Annotated in this window: 15 protein-coding genes; 12 read left to right on the top strand and 3 right to left on the bottom strand. The window is 55.9% G+C overall.

Going from position 1 to position 20,773, the window contains the following annotated elements:
* Nucleotides 1-136 precede the first annotated feature (136 nt).
* Nucleotides 137-943, bottom strand: coding sequence for a 3-deoxy-D-manno-octulosonic acid kinase (locus V6U78_RS04745; protein ID WP_405337846.1), 807 nt, complete (start codon nt 941-943; stop codon nt 137-139).
* Here V6U78_RS04745 and V6U78_RS04740 point away from each other — a divergent pair.
* The gene (locus tag V6U78_RS04740; protein WP_405337843.1) at nt 942-2,024 is read left to right on the top strand and encodes a glycosyltransferase family 9 protein; all 1,083 of its coding nucleotides are present in this window, start codon (nt 942-944) and stop codon (nt 2,022-2,024) included. The two genes, V6U78_RS04745 and V6U78_RS04740, sit on opposite strands and share 2 nt — an antisense overlap.
* A gap of 16 nt (nt 2,025-2,040) precedes the next feature.
* On the opposite strand, the gene V6U78_RS04735 is transcribed toward V6U78_RS04740, so the two are convergent.
* On the bottom strand, nt 2,041-2,526 hold the full coding sequence (locus tag V6U78_RS04735) for a pentapeptide repeat-containing protein (RefSeq protein ID WP_405337840.1): 486 nt from the start codon (nt 2,524-2,526) through the stop codon (nt 2,041-2,043).
* 270 nt (nt 2,527-2,796) lie between these two features.
* Between V6U78_RS04735 and atzF the strand changes: the two genes are divergently transcribed.
* From atzF to V6U78_RS04690, 9 genes are all read left to right on the top strand, one after another.
* Complete coding sequence (gene atzF, locus V6U78_RS04730; RefSeq protein ID WP_405337837.1) at nt 2,797-4,620, top strand: allophanate hydrolase; 1,824 nt, start codon at nt 2,797-2,799, stop codon at nt 4,618-4,620.
* A complete protein-coding gene (gene uca, locus V6U78_RS04725) occupies nt 4,617-8,321 on the top strand; it encodes an urea carboxylase (RefSeq protein ID WP_405337834.1) in 3,705 nt (1,234 codons plus the stop codon). Before atzF ends, uca begins: the two co-directional genes overlap by 4 nt.
* Nucleotides 8,318-9,031: a GntR family transcriptional regulator gene (locus tag V6U78_RS04720; protein WP_405337831.1), complete on the top strand. Its 714-nt coding sequence runs from the start codon at nt 8,318-8,320 to the stop codon at nt 9,029-9,031. The genes uca and V6U78_RS04720 overlap by 4 nt, the downstream gene beginning before the upstream one ends.
* Before the next feature lie 84 nt (nt 9,032-9,115).
* A complete protein-coding gene (gene urtA / locus V6U78_RS04715; protein WP_405337828.1) occupies nt 9,116-10,450 on the top strand; it encodes an urea ABC transporter substrate-binding protein in 1,335 nt (444 codons plus the stop codon).
* An 81-nt stretch (nt 10,451-10,531) separates the two neighbouring features.
* A complete protein-coding gene (gene urtB, locus V6U78_RS04710) occupies nt 10,532-12,121 on the top strand; it encodes an urea ABC transporter permease subunit UrtB (protein ID WP_405337825.1) in 1,590 nt (529 codons plus the stop codon).
* Nucleotides 12,122-12,124: 3 nt separating this feature from the next.
* Nucleotides 12,125-13,267: an urea ABC transporter permease subunit UrtC gene (urtC, locus tag V6U78_RS04705; protein WP_405337822.1), complete on the top strand. Its 1,143-nt coding sequence runs from the start codon at nt 12,125-12,127 to the stop codon at nt 13,265-13,267.
* A complete protein-coding gene (gene urtD, locus V6U78_RS04700) occupies nt 13,264-14,088 on the top strand; it encodes an urea ABC transporter ATP-binding protein UrtD (protein WP_405337819.1) in 825 nt (274 codons plus the stop codon). Before urtC ends, urtD begins: the two co-directional genes overlap by 4 nt.
* Nucleotides 14,088-14,786 (top strand): urea ABC transporter ATP-binding subunit UrtE, encoded by a 699-nt coding sequence (urtE, locus tag V6U78_RS04695; protein ID WP_405337816.1) that lies wholly within the window; start codon nt 14,088-14,090, stop codon nt 14,784-14,786. Before urtD ends, urtE begins: the two co-directional genes overlap by 1 nt.
* Before the next feature lie 296 nt (nt 14,787-15,082).
* Entirely contained in the window at nt 15,083-16,708 is a 1,626-nt protein-coding gene (locus tag V6U78_RS04690; RefSeq protein WP_405337813.1) for a BCCT family transporter, read from the top strand.
* Here V6U78_RS04690 and V6U78_RS04685 read toward each other — a convergent pair.
* A complete protein-coding gene (locus V6U78_RS04685) occupies nt 16,682-17,857 on the bottom strand; it encodes a sugar transporter (RefSeq protein ID WP_405337810.1) in 1,176 nt (391 codons plus the stop codon). The genes V6U78_RS04690 and V6U78_RS04685 overlap by 27 nt on opposite strands.
* A 163-nt stretch (nt 17,858-18,020) precedes the next feature.
* Here V6U78_RS04685 and hldE point away from each other — a divergent pair, with 163 nt between their 5' ends.
* Both hldE and waaA read left to right on the top strand, forming a co-directional pair.
* The gene (gene hldE, locus V6U78_RS04680) at nt 18,021-19,445 is read left to right on the top strand and encodes a bifunctional D-glycero-beta-D-manno-heptose-7-phosphate kinase/D-glycero-beta-D-manno-heptose 1-phosphate adenylyltransferase HldE (protein ID WP_405337807.1); all 1,425 of its coding nucleotides are present in this window, start codon (nt 18,021-18,023) and stop codon (nt 19,443-19,445) included.
* The gene (gene waaA / locus V6U78_RS04675; protein WP_405337804.1) at nt 19,445-20,761 is read left to right on the top strand and encodes a lipid IV(A) 3-deoxy-D-manno-octulosonic acid transferase; all 1,317 of its coding nucleotides are present in this window, start codon (nt 19,445-19,447) and stop codon (nt 20,759-20,761) included. The genes hldE and waaA overlap by 1 nt, the downstream gene beginning before the upstream one ends.
* Nucleotides 20,762-20,773: the final 12 nt, after the last annotated feature.

Below are 20,773 nucleotides of genomic sequence, written 5' to 3'. Positions count from 1 at the left end.
ACGGCCTCTAGGTGGTCGTCAAAAGGTGATTGAATCGAGCAAGCTTGAATCCGAATGGCTCGATCAGTGAGCGCCAAGCGATCTGTCTCAAGATTGGCTATTCAGCGCTCGATTATACCTGATCTGTGAAGGGCTTTCAGGTGGCTTTGTGCGCAAGTCGGTGGCGATATCCGGCTTCGATCTGGGCAAACCAATTCGCTGCTTGGATCGCATCGAGCTTAATCAAACCGCGCAGTAAACGCTGTAAATTGCTCTTGGCTTGCATAGGTGTCAAGCGGCCGAGCTGGCAACGATCGAGATCAATCAGCCAGAGCCCTGAAGCGGCTCGTTGGTAGATGGGCTGGCCATCTGCCGCAAGCTGAGTGGCATGGACTCGCTCTGGATCGAGCAATAGATTACGCGGGTTGAGATCCACATGATTCAAACCCCGCTGATGAAAATCAGCAATTAACTGACCCGCCTGCCTTAAACAGAGAGCTTGCTGATCCGATGTGGCCTTGGACTGCAATAGATAATCCGCTAAAGGCAAAGCATGGGGAAGTCTTTGGGTGAGCAGATCCGCGCGATAGGTGCATCCCTGACGGACTACCTGTGCCGCCCAGGGTTGAGGCACCGCATAGCCTTCCTGATACAGCTGGGCAGTGAGATGAAACTCTTGCCAGGCGCGGGTGGCCGCAAGCCCTGTCCAGAAATAGCGGTCTTGAATCCAACGCCCTATCAGACCGCCGCGACGGTAGTGACGCAATACGCCTTCGCCCGCTGGGGTGTGGATAAAACAACTGGTACCCCGTCCGGGTGCACCACCAATCAGCTGACCTTGCTCAGCCCAGTAATGCGGATCAAACCATTCAGCTGTGATTTGTGGAAAGCGCTGAGCGTCATATAGAATGCAGCTCTGACCTAGGTGTTTCTCTTTACTTTCTTGTTGCTGGAATCCTGTCATGCCTGCTTCTCAATCTGCTTCACTCGGTGATGTGTGTGTGCTGCGCCTTTCTGCGCTGGGCGATGTGTGCAATCTGGTGCCCAGCCTGCGCGCGCTGCAAGCGGCTGCACCGGCGACACGCATCACTTGGGTGATTGGCCGTGCCGAGTATAGTCTACTCGAAGGTTTAGAGGGGATCGAGCTGCTGGTCTATGACAAGTCTTCTGGCTTAAAAGGCATGCGTGCCTTGCGTCAGCAACTGCTGGAGCAGCGCCAAGGTCGGCCTTTTGATCTACTCCTGCATATGCAGGCTGCTCTGCGCGCCAGTGTGCTCTCGCGCTTTATCCCTGCACAAAGACGGATAGGTTTTGATTCAGCAAGGGCTAAGGACTATCAAGGCTGGTTTGTGAATGAGCAGATTGCTCCCCATCCTCGGGCCCATGTTGGGGAGGGTTTTCTTGATTTTGTCCGCCATCTAGGTTGCCCGCTGTCTCAGCCGGAATGGCGTTTACCCCTGCCTGATGCCGCGCGTGAAGCGGCTCAAGCCCTGCGTCCACACTCATCCTATTTACTCCTCAGCCCTTGTTCGAGCCAGAGGGCGCGCAATTGGCGCAACTGGTCTTTAGAAGGTTATGCCGCTCTAGCCGACTATGCCTGGCAGCGCTACGGATTGGCCACCGTGATCAGCGGCGGCAATACACCGATGGAACAGGATGCTGCTGCCAAAATTAGCGCGTGGAGCCAAGCACCGATCACCAATCTGGTTGGCAAAACATCCTTAAAGGTGCTGCTGGCGCTGATTGAACAGGCCCGTTGTGTCGTCGCTCCAGATTCAGGCCCGATTCATATGGCCGCTGCGCTGGGTACTCCGCCTTTGGGGTTGTATGTCACCTCGAATCCAGAACGGACTGGCCCTTGGCGTGGACGTGAATATGTCGTCAATGCTTATCCGCAAGCCGTGCGCCAGTTTCTTGGCAAAGAAGAGGATCAGGTGGGCTGGGGGCAGCGCGTGCGAGATCCAGATGCCATCGATCTGATTACCCAAGAAGCAGTTTTTGCAGCTTTAGATCGAGTGATGGCGGGGCCAGCAAGACTGGATTAACCCCGCTTGAATTCGATCATTCAGGGCAGTCACGATGACTCAGCTCACCACTGGGCAAACGCGTATTGCAGAATCTAGCACCCTCTAAGCGAGCGCTGTCCACACCTTGGGCATAGCGCAGATCCACATTAAAAAGAATCGCCCCACGCAGATCAGCATCATGGATCCGTGACAGGCTCATCAGCGCATCGCTGAGATCGGCTTCACGCAGGTCGACACCCTCTAATGAACTCATATCAAACTCAGCACTGACAAGGTTGGCACCGCGTAAATCACTGCCATCCAGTGAACTGCCATGAAAGCTGGTGTGGCTAAAATTGCTCTCGCGCAGATCGAGGTTTTTCAGATCCTTGTACTTCAGCTCGGCAGCCAGCCCCGCGCATTGGGTACCGGGTTGCAGCACGCAGCTACCGATACGTAGTGGCTCATTGGCGAAGCTGATCGATGGGAGAAGGAGCAGTAGGCTGGCGAATATAGGATGGCGCAAGCGGCGGGTTGGCATGTTGGTCTCCGAGTGGATTTTTTTATGAATCTACATGATAAGGTTTTTCATTTCAATTATAGGGTCTGGTTCATTGACTGGTTGATGCGCGCTAGGCTGTTTTGGTGCGCAGCACAAAAATCGGCTGGATCCTGGTGCATTCTACGTTCTTCTTCGCTGCATATTTTGAAGCTTTTGCGATCTAAGTATTTATAAAATAATAAAAAAATATTTTCTGGTGCCTCCTGTGCTTTATGCCTTGTATACAAGTAAGAGCACAAGGTGGTATCAATGCAGACGCAAATAGAAACGCTTGGTTGGACACTTGAGCAGTGGCAGCTGGCCCAACAAGATGATCAGGGTTGGCAAAGGCTTCAAGCTCTACTTTCGGCTTTACCATCACCAGCAGAAGATCCGGCTTGGATTGATCTCGCTTCTTTCAATGAATTGCATCTCCAGTGGCAGCAGTTGCAAGAGCTGCGGGCAGCAGGTGAGTCTCTGCCTTTATTGGGTGTGCCCTTCGCCATCAAGGATAATATTGATGCCGCAGGCTGGCCGACCACTGCAGCCTGTCCGGCGTTCAGCTATACCGCTACTGAGGATGCTACGGTGGTGGCCCGCCTAAAAGCAGCCGGTGCGGTGTTGATCGGCAAGACCAACCTGGATCAGTTTGCCACCGGTCTGGTGGGCACTCGTTCCCCCTATGGTGCTGTACCCAACGCTTTTGATCCTGCTTATGTCTCCGGTGGTTCCAGTTCGGGTTCTGCTTCAGTCGTGGCGCGAGGATTGGTGCCTTTTGCACTGGGTACTGATACGGCCGGTTCCGGTCGAGTCCCTGCCGGTTTTAATAATATTGTGGGGTTAAAGCCCACGCGGGGCTGGTTTTCCAACAAGGGTGTGGTGCCGGCCTGCCGTTCACTGGACTGTGTTTCGGTGTTTGCCCTGACGGTGGATGATGCTGTGCAGGTATCGCACATCCTAGGTGCCGAGCAGGATCTGGATGATGCTTTTTCCCGCCGCAGCCCTCAGTCTGCCGCTGTGGGCATGCCGGAGCGTCCGCGTCTGGCGATTCCGGCACAACTGGAGTTTTTTGGTGATACCGCCATGCAGGCCGCTTTTGAGCAGGCCCGCAGTGAACTGGCATCACTGGCCGAGCTGGTGGAAATTGATTTTACGCCTTTCAGTGAATTGGCTGCCTTGTTGTATCAAGGACCCTGGGTAGCTGAACGCACTCATGCAGTTGGGGCGCTGCTAGCGCAGCCAGACGCCATGGACCCAGTGGTGCATGCCATCGTCAGTCAAGGTCAGGCCTACACGGCGCTAGAGAGTTTCGCGGCTGAATACCGCAGGCAGGAGCTGGCCCGCTGCATTCAGCTGCAATTACAGCAGGTGGATGCCTTGGTGGTGCCGACTTCACCGACCCTCCGTACCCTAGCAGCCATGCAGCAGGAACCCCTTCTTTATAACGCTCAGTTTGGCACCTACACCAACTTCACCAATCTGGCTGATCTTTGCGCGCTGGCGCTGCCTGCCCCTTTTCGTAGTGATGGTTTGCCAGCTGGCATCACCTTGATTGCCAACGCTTGGCAGGATTTTGCGCTGGCGGATTTCGGTCGTCGTTGGCAGCAGCAGCTACCGCTCCCTCTGGGGGCCACTGATCAGGCCTTCAAGCCTGCAGCAGTGACCAGCAAACCTGTGGCTCCCGGTGCTGTCAGGGTGGCCGTGGTGGGTGCCCATCTGCGCGGTATGCCACTGAATTTTCAGCTCACCACTCGCCAGGCCAGCTTTGTGGAGGCCACCCAGACCGCGCCCGAGTACCGCCTTTATGCCCTGGCTAATACCACGCCACCAAAACCGGGATTGGCGCGGGTGGCGGAGAAGGGGGCATCCATTTTGGTGGAGCTCTGGGATGTGCCGCTGGCGAACTTTGGGGCCTTTGTGGCCGAAATTCCTGAGCCTCTCGGGATAGGCAATCTGCTGCTGCAAGACGGACGCAGCGTCAAGGGATTCATCTGTGAACCGCTAGCACTTTGCAGTGCACAAGACATCACCCACTTCGGCGGCTGGCGCGCTTACATCGCCGATCTGAAAAAATCTCAGGAGACTCTCGTATGAATGCAACAAGCCACCGTTACTTCTCTACTGTGCTGATTGCCAATCGTGGCGAAATTGCTTGCCGAGCCATTCGTACTCTCAAACGTCTGGGCATTCGCAGTGTGGCTGTGTATGCCGAGGATGATCGCAATGCCATCCATGTGCGCGAAGCGGATGTGGCGGTTTCTCTGGCCGGTCATCGGGCCGATGAAACCTATCTGGACATGGACAAGATTCTGGCCGCAGCACACAACACCGGTGCCGAGGCCATTTATCCTGGCTATGGTTTTCTGTCGGAAAGCGCCGAGTTTGCCGAGCGCTGTGACATTGAAGGCATCACCTTCATTGGTCCCACTGCCAGCCAGATTCGAGATTTTGGCCTGAAGCACCGTGCCCGTGCTCTGGCTGAAGCCGCTGGTGTGCCACTGACACCGGGCAGTGACCTGTTGCAGAGTCTGGATCAGGCGCTGGAAGAGGCCGAGCGCATCAGTTATCCGGTGATGTTAAAAAGCACTGCAGGCGGGGGCGGCATCGGCATGACCCGCTGCAACACGGCTGATGAACTGCGTGAAGCCTATGACCGGGTGGTGCGTCTTGGGCAGCAGTATTTTAATGATGGTAGTGTGTTTCTGGAGCACTGCATTGACCATGCCCGCCATGTGGAAGTGCAACTGCTGGGGGACGGTCTGGGTGAAGTAGTGGCGCTGGGTGAGCGCGATTGCTCCCTGCAGCGTCGTCATCAGAAGGTGGTGGAAGAAACCCCAGCACCGCATCTGCCTGCGGCCACCCGCAAGGCGCTGATTGAAGCTGCCGAAAGTCTGGGGCGCAGCGTGAACTATCGTAGTGCCGGTACCGTGGAGTTCATCTACGATGCCGCCAAGGATGCTTTTTATTTTCTCGAAGTGAACACCCGTTTGCAGGTGGAACACCCAGTCACTGAATGTGTCACTGGGCTGGATTTGATCGAGCAGATGTTAGCGGTGGCAGCCGGTCAAGCAGATCTAACACCCCTGCGTAACATCATCCCGCAGGGTGCTGCGATGGAAGTGCGGGTGTATGCCGAAAACCCCTTGAAGAACTTTCAGCCTAGCCCCGGTAGCCTGAGTGAAGTCATTCTGCCTGATGACTTGCCGGGCATCCGTGTGGATGGCTGTGTTGAAAACGGCAGTGAAGTCTCCTCTGGTTTTGACCCGATGATTGCCAAGATCATTGCTTATGGTGAGGATCGTGCGGAAGCCCTCAGTCGCCTGCGGGCTGCACTGGCCGCGACCCGCTTTTATGGTATTCCCACCAATCTGGAATACCTGCGTGCGGTGCTGGCGGATCAAGACTTTGCAGCAGGGCAGGTATCCACCCGTGCGCTGGATCATTTCAGCTACACCAGTCGCAGTGTAGAAGTGCTGATGCCCGGCACCTACACCAGTGTGCAGGATCTGCCGGGTCGTCTGGGTTACTGGGATATCGGTGTGCCACCATCCGGCCCCATGGATGACAAGGCCTTTGCACTGGCCAACCGCCTGGTGGGCAACCCCGCAGATGCCGCTGGCATTGAAGCCACCCTGATCGGCCCGACCCTGAAATTCAATATTGATACCGTGATCGCTGTCACCGGTGCCTGTGAGTCCGCCACCCTGGATGATCAGCCCTTGCCGAGCTGGCAGGCGGTGGCCGTGAAGGCTGGTCAGGTGCTGAGTCTAGGGCAGGCCAAAAGCGGCTGCCGGGCCTATCTGGCGATTCGGGGTGGTCTGGATGTACCAGTGTATCTGGGCAGTCGTTCCACCTTTGCACTGGGTCAGTTCGGTGGTTTCTGCGGCCGCACTTTGCGTGCCGGTGATCTGCTGGAGCTGCTGCCGGAAACCACTGATCTTGCCGCTCCGGCACAGGCACCGGCAGCGCTGGTACCCGCTTACGGTCAGCAGTGGCAGATCGGTGTGCTGGTCGGCCCGCACGGTGCACCTGACTTTTTCACTCAGGCCTCTTTTGAAACCTTTTTTGCTACCGACTGGGAAGTGCATTACAACGCCAACCGATTGGGTGTGCGTCTGGTGGGTCCGGTGCTGGAATGGGCCAGAACCGATGGCGGGGAAGCCGGTCTGCACCCTTCCAATGTCCACGATTGTGAATACGCCATCGGTGCGGTGAACTTCACCGGCGACAGCCCAGTAATCTTGATGAAGGATGGCCCCAGCTTGGGTGGTTTTGTCTGTCCGGTCACCATTGCCCGTGCCGAACTCTGGAAGGTAGGGCAGGTGAAACCCGGTGACACCATCCGTTTTGTGCCGATGACCTTTGATGCGGCAGTGGCGCTGGAACAAGCCTGGGATCAGGCCATCCACACCCTACAACCCCTGCCATCCGCCTTGCGTGCATTACCGCCACTGGATGCCAACCTGATTGCTGAAAAAACGGATGCAGCCACTTTTAATGCCAGTGCTGCTGCGGCTTCTCCCTGTGTGCTGGCCACGCTGCCCGCCACGGACGAGCGTCCGCAGGTGGTTTATCGTCAGGCCGGTGATGGTTACATCCTGATGGAATACGGCGAAAACCTGCTCGATCTGACCACCCGTATTCGTGTTCACCTGCTGATGCAAGCGCTGAAAGACCGTGCCCTTCCTGGTGTGCTGGAACTGGCACCGGGTGTGCGCTCCCTGCAGATTCGTTATGACGGCCAGCAACTGCACCAGCAACAACTCTTGGCTCTGCTCACGCAGCTGGAAGCTACTCTCGTTGATCCATCCACAGTGAAGCTGCCGACTCGGGTGCTGCACCTGCCGATGGCCTTTGAAGACTCCGCCACCCTGGATGCCGTGCAGCGTTACCGCGAAACCGTGCGCGATCAGGCACCCTGGTTGCCGAACAATGTGGATTTTATCAGCCGCATCAATGGTGTCAGCCGTGAACAGGTGCAGGACACCCTCTACAGCGCCCGTTATCTGGTGCTCGGGTTGGGCGATGTGTATCTGGGTGCGCCCTGTGCAGTGCCGCTGGACCCACGCCACCGTCTGCTGAGTTCCAAGTACAACCCGGCCCGTACTCATACTGCTGAAGGCACCGTGGGTATTGGTGGCATGTATATGTGCATCTACGGCATGGACTCCCCTGGGGGTTATCAGCTGGTGGGGCGCACCCTGCCGATCTGGAATACCTGGCTGAAAAATCGCCAGTTTGCGCCTGATGCCCCCTGGCTGTTGCGCTTTTTTGATCAGGTGTGTTTTTACCCAGTCACCGAGGAAGAGCTGGATGTCCTGCGGGAAGATTTCCGCCACGGACGTTTTCAGTGCCGCATTGAGCAGGAAGTATTTGATGTCGCACAGTACCTGCAATTCCTTGAAGATCAGGCTGACAGCATCAGTGCTTTCCAGAGCCGTCAGCAGCAGGCTTTCAGTGAGGAAATCAGCCGCTGGAGTGCCGAGGATATCGCACCTCCGGCCATCACTCAGGCAGAAATACCGAATACAGGTGCAGGGTTGGATGCCAGCCAAACCCCAGTGACGGCGGAAATTGCCGGTAACGTCTGGAAGCTGCTGGTCGAACCTGGCACTGAAGTGGCCGCCGGTGACACCCTGCTGGTGCTTGAAGCTATGAAGATGGAAGTCGAGATCAAAGCGCCTATCGCTGGTCGTGTGGAGGGTTTTCATTGCTCACCCGGTCAGCCCGTCCGAGCGGGTGAGCTGCTGGCTATCTTGGCGCCCCATCACATCGCTGAGGAGCAGGTGGCATGAGTCCAGCCAACTTCCTCAATAAGCATCCTAAGCCGGCCAGGCGTGAAAGCCTAGCGGAGCGGATTTATGGCCAGATCAAGGCGATGATTTTCAACTTTCAATTGCTGCCAGGTGACTTCTTTAGCGAGGCCGAAATCGCTGAGCGTTTTGAAGCCAGCCGAACACCCGTGCGTGAAGCCCTCTACCGTTTGCGGCGCGAACACTATGTCGATGTGCATTTTCGCAGTGGCTGGCAGGTTAAGCCCTTTGATTTCAAAGTGTTTGAAGAACTTTACGATGTTCGCATTCTGCTGGAAAAAGCGGCGATTGAGCGCCTGTGTCAGCTCACCAGTCGGCCGGCTCAATTGCAAGCGCTGCGCGATTTCTGGCTGGTTCCAGAGGCCCAGTGGCTCACCGATATTCGTCTCAGCGAGCGAGATCGAGAGTTTCATTCTGATCTTGTGGCAGCAGCAGGCAATCAGCAGATGGCTCAGGTGCATCGGGATATCAGCGAGCGGATTCATATTATTCGCCGTCTGGATTTCACCAAGGACTATCGCATTAGTGCCACCTATCAAGAACACGCTGCCATTTTGGAAGCCATCGAGCAGCGTCGTACCGATCATGCCCAACGGTTGATGACGAGTCATATCTCAGTCAGCCGGGATGAAGTCAGAAAAATAACAATACATATGTTGCAGGAAGCCAGAGCGAGGCATCAGGAAGCCTAAATCCATTCTTTACCTTCAAGACCAGCAGACAAGATCGCAGCCCACAGGCTGCAACGAACTGAATCTAGTGAAACGGAGTTGTCGATGAAAAAGATCATGCATCAAGTCAAAAAAGTCGCCCAGGTCACTTCTTTGAGTGCGCTCGTAGGTTTCACCAGCCTGAGCGCCTTGGCTCAGGACCCCATCCGCGTTGGTGTACTGCATTCACTGAGCGGCACGATGGCCATCAGCGAGTCGGTACTGCGCGATACGATCGAAATGCTGATAGAACAGCAAAATGCACAAGGCGGTGTTCTGGGTCGTCCACTGGAAGCCGTGGTGGTGGACCCTGCCTCTAACTGGCCGTTATTTGCCGAGCGTGCCCGTGAACTCCTCGCGCAGCATCAGGTGGATGTCGTTTTTGGCAACTGGACCTCTGTTTCGCGCAAAGCGGTTCTGCCCGTTTTTGAAGAGCTCAATGGCTTGCTCTTTTATCCAGTGCAATATGAGGGCGAAGAATCCTCACGCAATGTGTTTTATACCGGCGCGGCACCTAATCAACAGGCAATTCCAGCTGTGGATTATTTAATCAATGAATTGGGTATCGAGCGCTTTGCTTTGCTGGGAACAGATTATGTTTATCCACGCACGACCAACCGTATTCTGGAAGCCTACTTGAAGGATGTGCACGGTGTGGCCGCAAGCGACATCATGGTCAACTACACCCCTTTTGGTCATTCCGACTGGCAGAACATTGTGTCGCAAGTGCGGCGTTTTGGTACGGCAGGGCAGCGCACGGCAGTGATCTCGACGATTAATGGCGATGCCAATGTGCCCTTCTATCGTGAACTGGCGAACCAAGGTATCGATGCTGGCGATCTGCCCGTCATTGCCTTTTCTGTCGGCGAGCAGGAGCTTTCTGGCCTCGATACAGGTCCGCTGGTGGGGCATCTGGCCGCCTGGAACTACTTTATGAGCGTGGATGCTGAAGAAAACCATGCCTTTATTGAGGCTTGGCAGGCTTATAAGGGCGATGCCAATGCCGTCACCAATGATCCTATGGAAGCTCACTATATCGGCTTCAACATGTGGGTCGAGGCAGTCAATCGTGCGGGGACCACAGATGTTGATGCTGTACGCGATGCGATTTATGGCGTTGTCGTTCCTAACCTGACCGGCAGCTATGCCGTGATGCTGCCCAATCACCACATCACAAAACCTGTGCTGATTGGCGAAATTCAATCCGATGGTCAGTTTGAAGTGGTCTGGCAAACACCAGGGACAGTCTCTGGCGATGCCTGGTCGAACTTCCTGCCTGGTTCTCGTGATCTGGTCTCTGATTGGCGCGTGCCAATGAGCTGCGGCAACTACAACGTGCGCACAGGGCGCTGTGGTGGCAGTACAGCTGCCGCCGATGCGCGCTCTGCACTTGGCGAGTAACACCTAGCGCGTAAAAGGAAGCGTCATGGCGCCTTGCTGGTGTCCATGGCGTATCAGTGACCTGAACCCAAGGTGTGATCTATGCCCCAGTTATTCATCTTTGTTGTGCTGCTCAGCTGGCTGCCTTTTGGTCTGGCTCAGGCAGCTCCCGAACCTGATCCACGTCAGGCGCTGCTTGAGGCACTGGATACCCGCTCTTTTGTTGAAAAAGGCCAGGCTATTCAGCGCATTATCGATAGTGAGCAGCCTCAGGCACGCCTGTGGCTCTCTGCCTTGTTAGAAGGCCATCTGCAACGCCTTCACGATGGGCGCTTTGTGGTGATTGAGAGCACAAGTGGTCGCGACGCATTGATCATGGATGCCTTGAGTCAAGAAGCCTTGGGTCGAGTGACGCGCCGAGATCTGAACCGGATCAGCATCAACAATACGCTGCGCAACCAGCTGCGCAGTGCTCTGGCTTTAATGGATCTCGATGCGGATGACATCAGTCTGCGCCGTGCAGCAGCAGAGCGCTTGATTGGTGAGGTCGATGTTCATCTGGCACAGCGATTGCCTGATGTTCTGATCACTGAAACGGATTCCCGAGTTGGGCAGCGTTTGGCGTTGGCCCTGGCGATTTATCAAGTTGAGCAGGGTGATATCCGCGCAGTGGATGGGCTGGCAGGCAGTTTACATAGTCGTGCCCGTGTGGCCTTGAACCGAGCCCAGCAGAGTGAAGATGCGCTTTTAGCTGAGGCTGCCCGTCAGGCGCTGCTGGGTATTGAACAAAAGCTCAAACTGAATCGTATTGCTGAGACGCTGTATTTTGGTGTCTCGATGGGCAGTGTGTTGCTGTTGGCGGCGATAGGTCTGGCGATTACCTTTGGCGTGATGGGGGTGATCAACATGGCACATGGCGAGTTGATCATGCTGGGGGCCTATACCACTTGGGCGATGCAACAGCTGTTGCCGGATCAACCTGGCCTGGCACTGCTGTTATCGATTCCAGCTGGCTTTATGGTTGCCGGACTCACCGGCATTGCCATCGAACGCGGTGTGATCCAGTTCTTGAAGGGGCGTCCGCTGGAAACGCTGCTGGCCACCTTTGGTGTGAGCCTGATTTTGCAGCAGCTAGTGCGTACGGTGATTTCTCCTCTGAACCGTACCGTGGTGACACCGGAATGGATGAGCGGCTCGATTATGGTCAATGATGCGCTGTCATTGACACTGAATCGCCTTTATATCATGGCTTTTGCGCTGCTGGTGTTTGCTGCTCTGATCTATATCCTGCGCCGCACTCGATTGGGATTAGAAGTGCGCGCCGTTACCCAGAACCGCAACATGGCACGCTCTATGGGCATTCGTGCCACCCGTGTCGACATGCTCACCTTTGGTCTGGGCTCTGGCGTCGCTGGACTGGCCGGTGTCGCCCTGTCACAACTGACCAATGTCGGCCCCAACTTGGGGCAAGCCTATATTATCGATTCTTTTATGGTGGTGGTGTTTGGCGGTGTGGGCAACCTATGGGGCACCTTGATTGCAGGCCTCTCCTTAGGTGTGATTAACCAGCTGCTCGAGCCTTGGGCTGGTGCGGTACTGGCCAAAATCCTCGTACTGATTTTTATCATCCTGTTTATTCAGAAACGCCCACGCGGATTATTTCCGCAAAAGGGTCGTGCCGCCGGAGACTAGCTTATGTGGCTCACACAACCGCTGTATGAACGTTCAACACGCCTGTTTCTGGGTGTGCTGCTGGTGGCGATGAGTCTCGTCACCCTGCTGCATCTTGTCGTCCCAGCTGGGCATCCACTGCATGTGTCTGCCTATACCGTGAATTTGCTGGGTAAATACCTGAGTTATGCCTTGCTGGCCGTCGCGGTGGATCTCGTTTGGGGCTATCTGGGGATTCTCAGCCTTGGGCATGGTGCCTTTTTTGCGCTGGGGGGCTATGCCATGGGCATGTATCTGATGCGCCAGATCGGTGAACGCGGGGTCTATGGCCACCCAGAGCTGCCAGATTTTATGGTGTTCCTGAACTGGGATGTGCTGCCCTGGTATTGGCTAGGCTTTGATTCCTTCTGGTTTGCGGCCTTGATGGTGCTGCTGGTACCTGGGCTGTTGGCCTTTGTGTTTGGCTATCTGGCTTTTCGCTCACGGGTGACGGGTGTTTATCTGTCGATTATGACTCAAGCGCTGACCTTTGCGCTGATGCTGGCCTTCTTCCGCAATGAAATGGGCTTTGGTGGCAATAATGGTCTGACCGATTTTCGGGATCTTCTTGGATGGGATCTTCGTACTGATAGCATGCGTTTGGTGTTATTTCTGGTCACTGGCGTGGCGCTGGCGCTGGGTTATCTGCTGTGTCGCGCGATTGTTACCAGCAAGCTAGGGCGGGTGTGTATTGCAAGCCGTGATGCAGAGGCACGCACCCGCTTTTTGGGCTATCGCGTTGAGCGGGTACAGCTCTCGGTGTTTGTGGTTTCCGCCATGCTGGCCGGTGTGGCCGGTGCTCTTTATGTGCCGCAAGTCGGCATTATCAACCCTGGTGAGTTCTCACCGTTGTTTTCGATTGAAATTGTGATCTGGGTGGCGCTGGGTGGACGGGCGACCCTCTACGGTGCGGTGATCGGCGCGCTGCTGGTCAACTATGCCAAAAGCTGGTTCACCGGTGTCATGCCCGATGCTTGGCTCTTCGCGCTAGGGGCGTTGTTTGTTGTGGTGACGGTCTTTTTGCCGCAGGGCATCGCCGGTTTGCTCCATCGTCTCCACTGGGTACGTCAGCCTTCGCAGCCAACCCGAGCGGTAGACACCTCACTTCAACAGGAGCAGTCAATATGAGTTTGCTGAGACAATTGGCCGATCGCGAGCGTGTCTTTGATTTTATGTTGCCACGCCCCTCTCCAGTGGATGTCAGCCACGGTCCTATCTTGTATCTCGAAGATGTCAGTGTCAGCTTTGATGGCTTCCGGGCCATCAACAAATTGAACCTGACGATTGATGACGGTGAGCTGCGCTGCATTATCGGCCCGAATGGCGCAGGCAAAACCACCATGATGGATATCATCACCGGCAAGACCCGCCCGGATGAAGGGTCGGTCTGGTTTGGCAGTCGTCATAATCTCCTGCAAATGAGCGAGCCAGAAATCGCTAGCCTTGGCGTTGGGCGCAAGTTTCAAAAGCCCACCGTGTTTGAAGCGCTGACCGTGTTTCACAATTTGGAGCTGGCGCGAGCCACTGATAAAGGCTTGTTGCCAACCTTGACTGAACGTCTTAACGGAACAATACGCGAAGCGATCGAAGAGGTGTTGGCGTTGACTGGCTTGCTTGAGCAGCAGCATCAGCTTGCTGGCATCCTCTCGCATGGTCAAAAACAATGGCTAGAAATCGGCATGCTGCTGATGCAGAAACCGCGCCTGCTGCTGGTGGATGAGCCGGTGGCCGGTATGACTGAACAAGAAATGGAGCGCACTGCCGAGCTGTTGATCGGTCTGGCAGGCCAGCAATCGGTGGTCGTGGTGGAGCATGATATGGGCTTTGTCCGCTCGATTGCCCGCAAGGTGACGGTTTTGCACCAGGGCAGTGTTCTGGCCGAAGGCAGTATGGATCAGGTGTCGTCTGATCCGCGTGTGATTGAAGTTTACCTTGGAGAAGAAGCCTGATGCTCACGATCAATGCACTCAACCAGTATTACGGCCAGAGCCACACCCTGCGCAACCTGTCACTGACCGTTCCCAAAGGCCAGTGCACCTGTGTGATGGGCCGCAATGGTGTGGGCAAAACCACCCTGATGAAAAGCATCATGGGTGAAGTGATGATCCGTGATGGCAACATTCAGTACGATGATGGCATCGACCTGACCCGTAAACGGCTGGAAGACCGCTCCCGCCTGGGTATTGGATTTGTACCCCAGGGCCGCCAGATCTTTCCGCTATTAACGGTGGAAGAAAACCTGCGCACCGGATTGGCTGCACGCGGCGATGGCCTGAAGAAGATCCCTGAAAAAATCTACGAGCTCTTTCCGGTACTCAAGGACATGCGCCACCGCCGTGGTGGTGATCTCTCCGGTGGTCAGCAACAGCAACTGGCCATCGGTCGTGCCTTGGTGCTGGAACCGCGCCTGCTGATCCTCGACGAACCCGGTGAAGGCATCCAGCCCAATATCGTGCAACAGATCGGCGAGGTCATCCGCAAGCTGATTAGTGAAGAACAACTCACCGTCCTGCTGGTGGAACAGAAACTCCCCTTTGCCCGGAAATTTGCAGACCGCTTTGTCATCATAGACCGCGGCCAGAACCTGGCAGAAGGGGAGATCGCAGCGCTGAGTGATGGACTGATCAAACAGCATTTGACGGTGTGAGGTTAGATCATATAAAAGCTCTAGGTTATTGTTGGTTGGGCAACACACTTCTATTTTTCTGATCTCAGTAAAATGCCAGCCTACCAACTCCTCGACCAGCTTGAGACTTATCAAACAGTCAGCACCCTGCCAGATGCCTTGGCGCTGCAATTAGGTGATTTCGGTCTTTACGAACAGCTGTTGCTTCAGATGGTTGATAACCTGTCCCTCAAGCCTCTTTGCTGGCCATCTATAAATCATTTTGTCAAAATGACCGCTTTTCTATTCATGATTTTTATTCAAAAGGCGGGAGAGCGATGTACAACCAGACCCAGCAGGGCATCTTCAAAGGCATGAATCGGGCGATGAGTTGCATCGCGCTGGGCATGGTGTTGGGCACGGTGGTGTTGATCAGCCTGTTTGGTGAGGCCAGTGCGCAGCTGATGCAGGCTGTGCGGACAGGGCTGAATCCACTGCTGGAATGGTACTACGTGCTGCTGGTGGCCTTCTTATTATTCTTTATGATCTGGCTGGGCGTGGGGCGCTATAAAAATGTGCGCCTAGGGGCAGATGGCGAAAGCCCAGAATTTACCTTCTTTTCTTGGGTGAGCATGCTGTTTGCGGCCGGTACCGGTGTGGGTATTCTTTTTTGGTCGGTGGCGCAGCCAATCCTGCAATTTCAAGCCAATCCTTTTATGGATGCCAGTGTGTCGGATGCTGAGGCGGCGGTGATCGCGATGCGCTTATCTTTCTTTCACTGGGGTATTAATGGCTGGGCGATCTTTTCTTTTGTCGCGCTGGCGATGGCCTACTTTGCCTTTCGCCATGATCTACCGTTGACGGTACGCTCGGTACTCTACCCGCTGCTCGGTGAGCGAGTGCGTGGCCGCTGGGGGGATGCGGTGGATCTGCTGGCGGTCTTTGGCACTGTGTTTGGGATAGCCACTACGCTGGGCCTGGGTGTGCAACAGATGAATGCGGGTCTGCGCGAGGTGTTGGGCTGGGCAGATTCTGTGCAGCTGCAATTGGCGATTATTGTCGTGATTATGACGCTGGCGACCCTTTCGGTGGTTTCGGGCGTCGCGCGGGGTGTGCGTCTACTGTCTGAGGCCAACTTCTGGCTCAGTATTGCGGCGGTGCTGTTTATGCTGCTCTTTGGGCCAACCCAGTATTTGATTGGGATGACGATTGAAGCGACAGGAGATTATATCCAGCAGCTCTTGCGCATGACTTTTCATACCAATGTGACGCATGGCAGTGATTGGCAGGCCGAGTGGACCGTCTTTTTCTGGGGCTGGTGGTTGGCCTGGTCCCCGTTTGTGGGGATGTTTATTGCGCGCATTTCACGGGGTCGTACGCTGCGTGAGTTTGTAATGGGGGTGCTGCTGGTGCCTACCGGCATTACGTTGATCTGGATCGGGCTGTTTGGTGGAACAGCGCTGTATCAGGAGCTTTTTCAGGGCGGCGGGATTATTGCTGCGGTGGATGCTGATGTTTCAACGGCGCTGTTTGCAACAGTCAAGGGAATGGGATTACACCCTCTGCTGGCACAGTTTGTCTCTTTAATGCTGATTCTGTTGATCAGTACCTATTTGATGACCTCGGCTAATGCCGGCACGCTGGTGGTGACAACGCTCTTGTCGGGTGGTGATGCAGAGCCGCCGGTGGCCCATCGCCTGCTTTGGGGCGTATGCCTGACTTTGCTCACCGCCGCGCTGCTCTTGGCGGGTGGGCTGCATACCCTGCAAGCGGCGGTGATTGCGGCAGCGGTGCCCTTTTCAGTGGTCGTGATGGCGATGATCTGGGGCTTGTTGCGTGCTTTACATGAAGAGCGCTTCTCGCCACGAGATGGTGCACGCAGTGCCGCGCCGGTTGAGCCTTGGATGGTGGAAGACGCGCAGGATGCACAGGCTGCTTCAGCGACGCAGGAGGGTCCAGCCTAGCCCACACACCAACCCCAGCAGTGCGATCAAGGCGAGCGCTGCACCAACGCTGCTGGTGTGTGCCAGCCCGGCTTGCACAATAATCTGACTGCCGATCAGAGCGCCGCCGCCGATGCCGACATTGTAAAGGCCAGAAAACATCGCGGTGGCAATATCAGTGGCATCGGCGGCCAGTTCCAGTACCAGCACCTGCGCGGTTAAGGTCATCAGCGTCACGCCCATCCCCCAGATCGCTGCAATCAGCACCAGCTGTGCGCTCTGCTGTACCCAAGGAACCAGCACGAGCAGCGAGGTAGCGATCAAAGCGACCGCCACCAGCAGCACGCCCGCTCTGAGTAATCGATAAAGGCGACTAAAAAGCAGCGCCCCGGTTAATCCCGCACAACCATAGATCAGCAGGACCAGCGTGGTTTGATGTCCACTGAAGCCCAACACCTGCTGTACCAGGGGTTCAATATAGGAGTAGGCCGTGAAATGCGCGGTGACGACCAGCAGAATCAATAGATAAAGTCCAACCAGGGCTGGCCGTTTGAGGAGCAAAGGAAGACTGCTGATCGAGCCAGCATTCTCGCTGGGTAGTCTTGGCAGCAGCTTTAGTGTGATCAGTAAGAGCAGCGTGGCGCACAGGCCGATCAGTGCAAAGGTCATCCGCCAGCTCATCCACTCGCTGATCAGACGACCCAGCGGCAGGCCAAGAATACTGGCTAAAGTGGCGCCGGTAATCAGCAAGCTGACGGCTTGGTGTCGTTTGCCTTCAGGAGCAATACGCATGGCAATGGCGGCCGTAATCGCCCAGAAAACCGCATGGGCCAGCGCCACGCCTATGCGTGAAATCATCAGCACACTAAAGCTCCAAGCCACGGCAGACACAATATGGCAGCCAATAAACAGGCCGAAGACCACCAACAGCAGGCGGCGGCGCTCTACATCACTGAGCAGAAGAATGGCCGGTAAAGAGGCCAGCGCCACCACCCAGGCATAGTAGGTCATCATCAGGCCAGTTTCGGCAATCGACATGTCAAAGGAGGCGGCAATGCCAGAGAGCAGCCCGATCGGTGCAAATTCCGAGGTGTTGAACACAAAAGCTGCAAAAGCCAAGCTGATTACGGCCAGCCAAGCTTGAGAATCCGAAGAGCGTGTTGGGTGCATACAAGCCATGACCAAGAAGGCAGGAAGAAGGAGGCACCATTCTAGGCCGCTGTGGACAAAGAAGCGAAGAAAAAGCACAGGGATCGGCAGGGACAGCCTGACCTGAATCTGTGTAAAATCACTCCTTCAATACCGGCCATGATGGGCTGAAGAGGAAAAAAAGATGCAAATACGTTTCGCCGCTTTTGAGCAAGCCCGCCTTCTGGTGGCTGGAGATGTGATGTTAGACCGTTATTGGCAGGGTCCGACGCAGCGTATTTCTCCAGAAGCGCCTGTGCCTGTGGTCAAGGTCGCGCAGCGGGATGATCGCCCAGGTGGTGCGGCCAACGTGGCGCTGAACCTCGCCAGCTTAGGTGCTGCCGTGTCCTTGGTGGGGGTGATCGGTAATGATGAGGCGGGGGCGTGTTTAACTTCGAGCTTAGAAGCACGCGGCGTCACTCCTTGTTTTGATCAGCAGCCAGATCAGCCTACGCTGACCAAGCTGCGCATTATGAGCCGCAATCAACAGCTGATTCGCCTAGATTTTGAGCAGCCCATCGAGGCTGGCGCGGGTCTGCAACAGGTTTATCAGCAAGCACTGGCGCAGACTGATCTGGTGATTCTTTCCGACTATGCCAAAGGCACGCTGGCGGATGTGGGCACCCTGATAGCGCTGGCGCGTGCGCAGGGTAAAAAAGTGCTGGTTGATCCCAAGGGCGAAGACTTCAGTCGCTATCGTGGTGCCACGCTCCTGACACCGAACATGCATGAATTTGAGTTGGTGGTTGGCCCTTGTGCGGATGATGCCGAACTTGAGCGGCGAGCGCTGGATTTAATCGCCGAGTTAGAACTCGAAGCGCTGCTGATCACGCGCAGTGAAAAAGGCATGTCGCTGATTCGTCCTGATCAACCCGCGCTGCATTTGCCAACCCGCGCGCAGGAGATTTTTGATGTGACTGGGGCTGGCGATACGGTGATTGCTGTCTTGGGTCTGGCCTTGGCCTCGGGCCATCAAGAGGATGAGGCGGTGATGCTGGCGAATCTGGCCGCAGGGCTGGTGGTTGCTAAGCCGGGAACAGCGACCATCAATATTGCTGAAATCTATGCAGCGCTACATAGCGATAAGTTGATCGAATACGGCGTGCTCAATGAAGAGACCTTGGTCGAGGCCATTCGCGCCGCGCAGGCTCGGGGTGAAAAGGTGGTGATGACCAATGGCTGTTTTGATCTGCTGCATGCAGGCCATGTGGCCTATCTAGAAGAAGCCCGCCAGCTAGGTGATCGCCTGATTGTTGCGGTCAACAGTGATGCCAGTGTGAGCCGCTTAAAAGGCCCAACGCGCCCGATTAACCCAGTGGATCAGCGGATGAAGGTGCTGGCAGGTTTGCAGGCCGTGGATTGGGTGGTGCCCTTTGCTGAGGATACGCCAGCGCGCTTGATCGAACGTCTGCTCCCCGATGTACTGGTGAAGGGTGGTGATTATCAGATCGACCAGATTGCTGGTGCAGAGGCTGTCATGGCTGCCGGTGGTGAGGTGAAGGTGCTGAGTTTTGTTGACGGTGTTTCGACTACGGCCATCGTGCATTCGATTCGGGATAAAAGCGTCTGATGAAAAAGAGCCCCCCTGCACGGATGAGCTTGGCGCGCGGGTTGTATAGTGGCCTGCTGTGCCTGTTAACGCCTTGGGCGCAAAGACGTCTGGCGAAAGAAAAGGTCAACGCTTTTTCTGCCTATCAGCGGCGGGGTGAAGTTTCGCCCAGTGAGCGCTCAGTGATTTGGGCGCACTGTGCCTCAGTGGGTGAGGTGTTGGCTGCCGAACCCTTTTTGAAAGCTCTCTTGCTGCGCTATCCACGGCATCAGCTGGTGGTGACGACCATGACCGCAACAGGGGCGGCGCAGGTGCGTGCTCGCCTGCCGGATGCGCGCCATTATCTACTGCCTTTGGATCTGCCTTGGTACGCTGAGCGTTTTATTGACACCCTCCAGCCGGAGGCCGGCGTGGTCTTTGAAACCGAGCTGTGGCCGAACCTGCTCGCCAGTTGTCGCCGCCGCCGTATCCCTCTTTTGCTGGCCAATGCGCGCTTATCGGCTTCGGCCATGCGTGGCTACCGCAAAATCCGTCCACTGGTTAAAGAAGCCTTGAGCGCCTTTTCTCTGATCACCGCCAAGGCGGAAGAAGATGCAGCCCGCTTGTTAGCTCTGGGGGCCGAGAAGGACAGGCTCCAAGTGACGGGCAGTATTAAATATGATTTGCAGCTGCCAGAAGACTTGCCGGCTCAAGCCAGTGCTTGGCGAGCGGCCTTGGGCGAGCGGCGTGTCTGGATTGCCGCCAGTACCCATCAGGGTGAGGATCAACCTTTGCTGGCTGCTCATCAGCAGTTGCTGGCACAAGATCCCAGTTGTCTGCTCCTGCTGGTGCCGCGTCATCCGCAGCGCTTTGATCAGGTGGCCGAACTCATCGCGCAGCAAGGTCTCTCTTATCTACGCCGCAGTAGTCAGCAGCCAGTGACTCCTGAGACGCAGGTGTATCTGGTGGATACACTCGGAGAGCTGCTCTTCTTTTATGCTGTGGCGGATCTGGCTGTTGTGGCGGGTAGCTTTGCCGATATTGGCGGCCATAACCTGCTAGAGCCTGCTGCCGTTGGCACGCCGGTGATCTCAGGGCCGGTGTTGCACAATTTTGCCGAGATTGCAGCGGCTTTAACTGAGGTGGATGGCCGGGTCGAGGTTGACAGCGCCAGTGCGCTGCCAGCGGTCTTGGCTGGATTCTGGGCTGATCCCGCTGCCTGCCAGCGTCAGGCTGAGGCCGCGCGTCAAGTGGTGTTGGCCAACCAGGGTGCCTTGGCGCGTCAACTGGAGGCCTTTGCGCACTTGCTGCCACCAGAAACCTCTGCAGAGCGAGAGACCCTCTCGCCCTGCAGCTAGCGCTTGTTTCCA

Origin of the sequence: Marinospirillum alkalitolerans (genome assembly GCF_045055655.1) — a bacterium.
In the GTDB taxonomy this organism is placed as follows: domain Bacteria; phylum Pseudomonadota; class Gammaproteobacteria; order Pseudomonadales; family Halomonadaceae; genus Marinospirillum; species Marinospirillum alkalitolerans.
The sequence above is the reverse complement of the archived record's forward strand: the minus strand, read 5'-3'. Positions and strand labels throughout refer to the sequence as shown.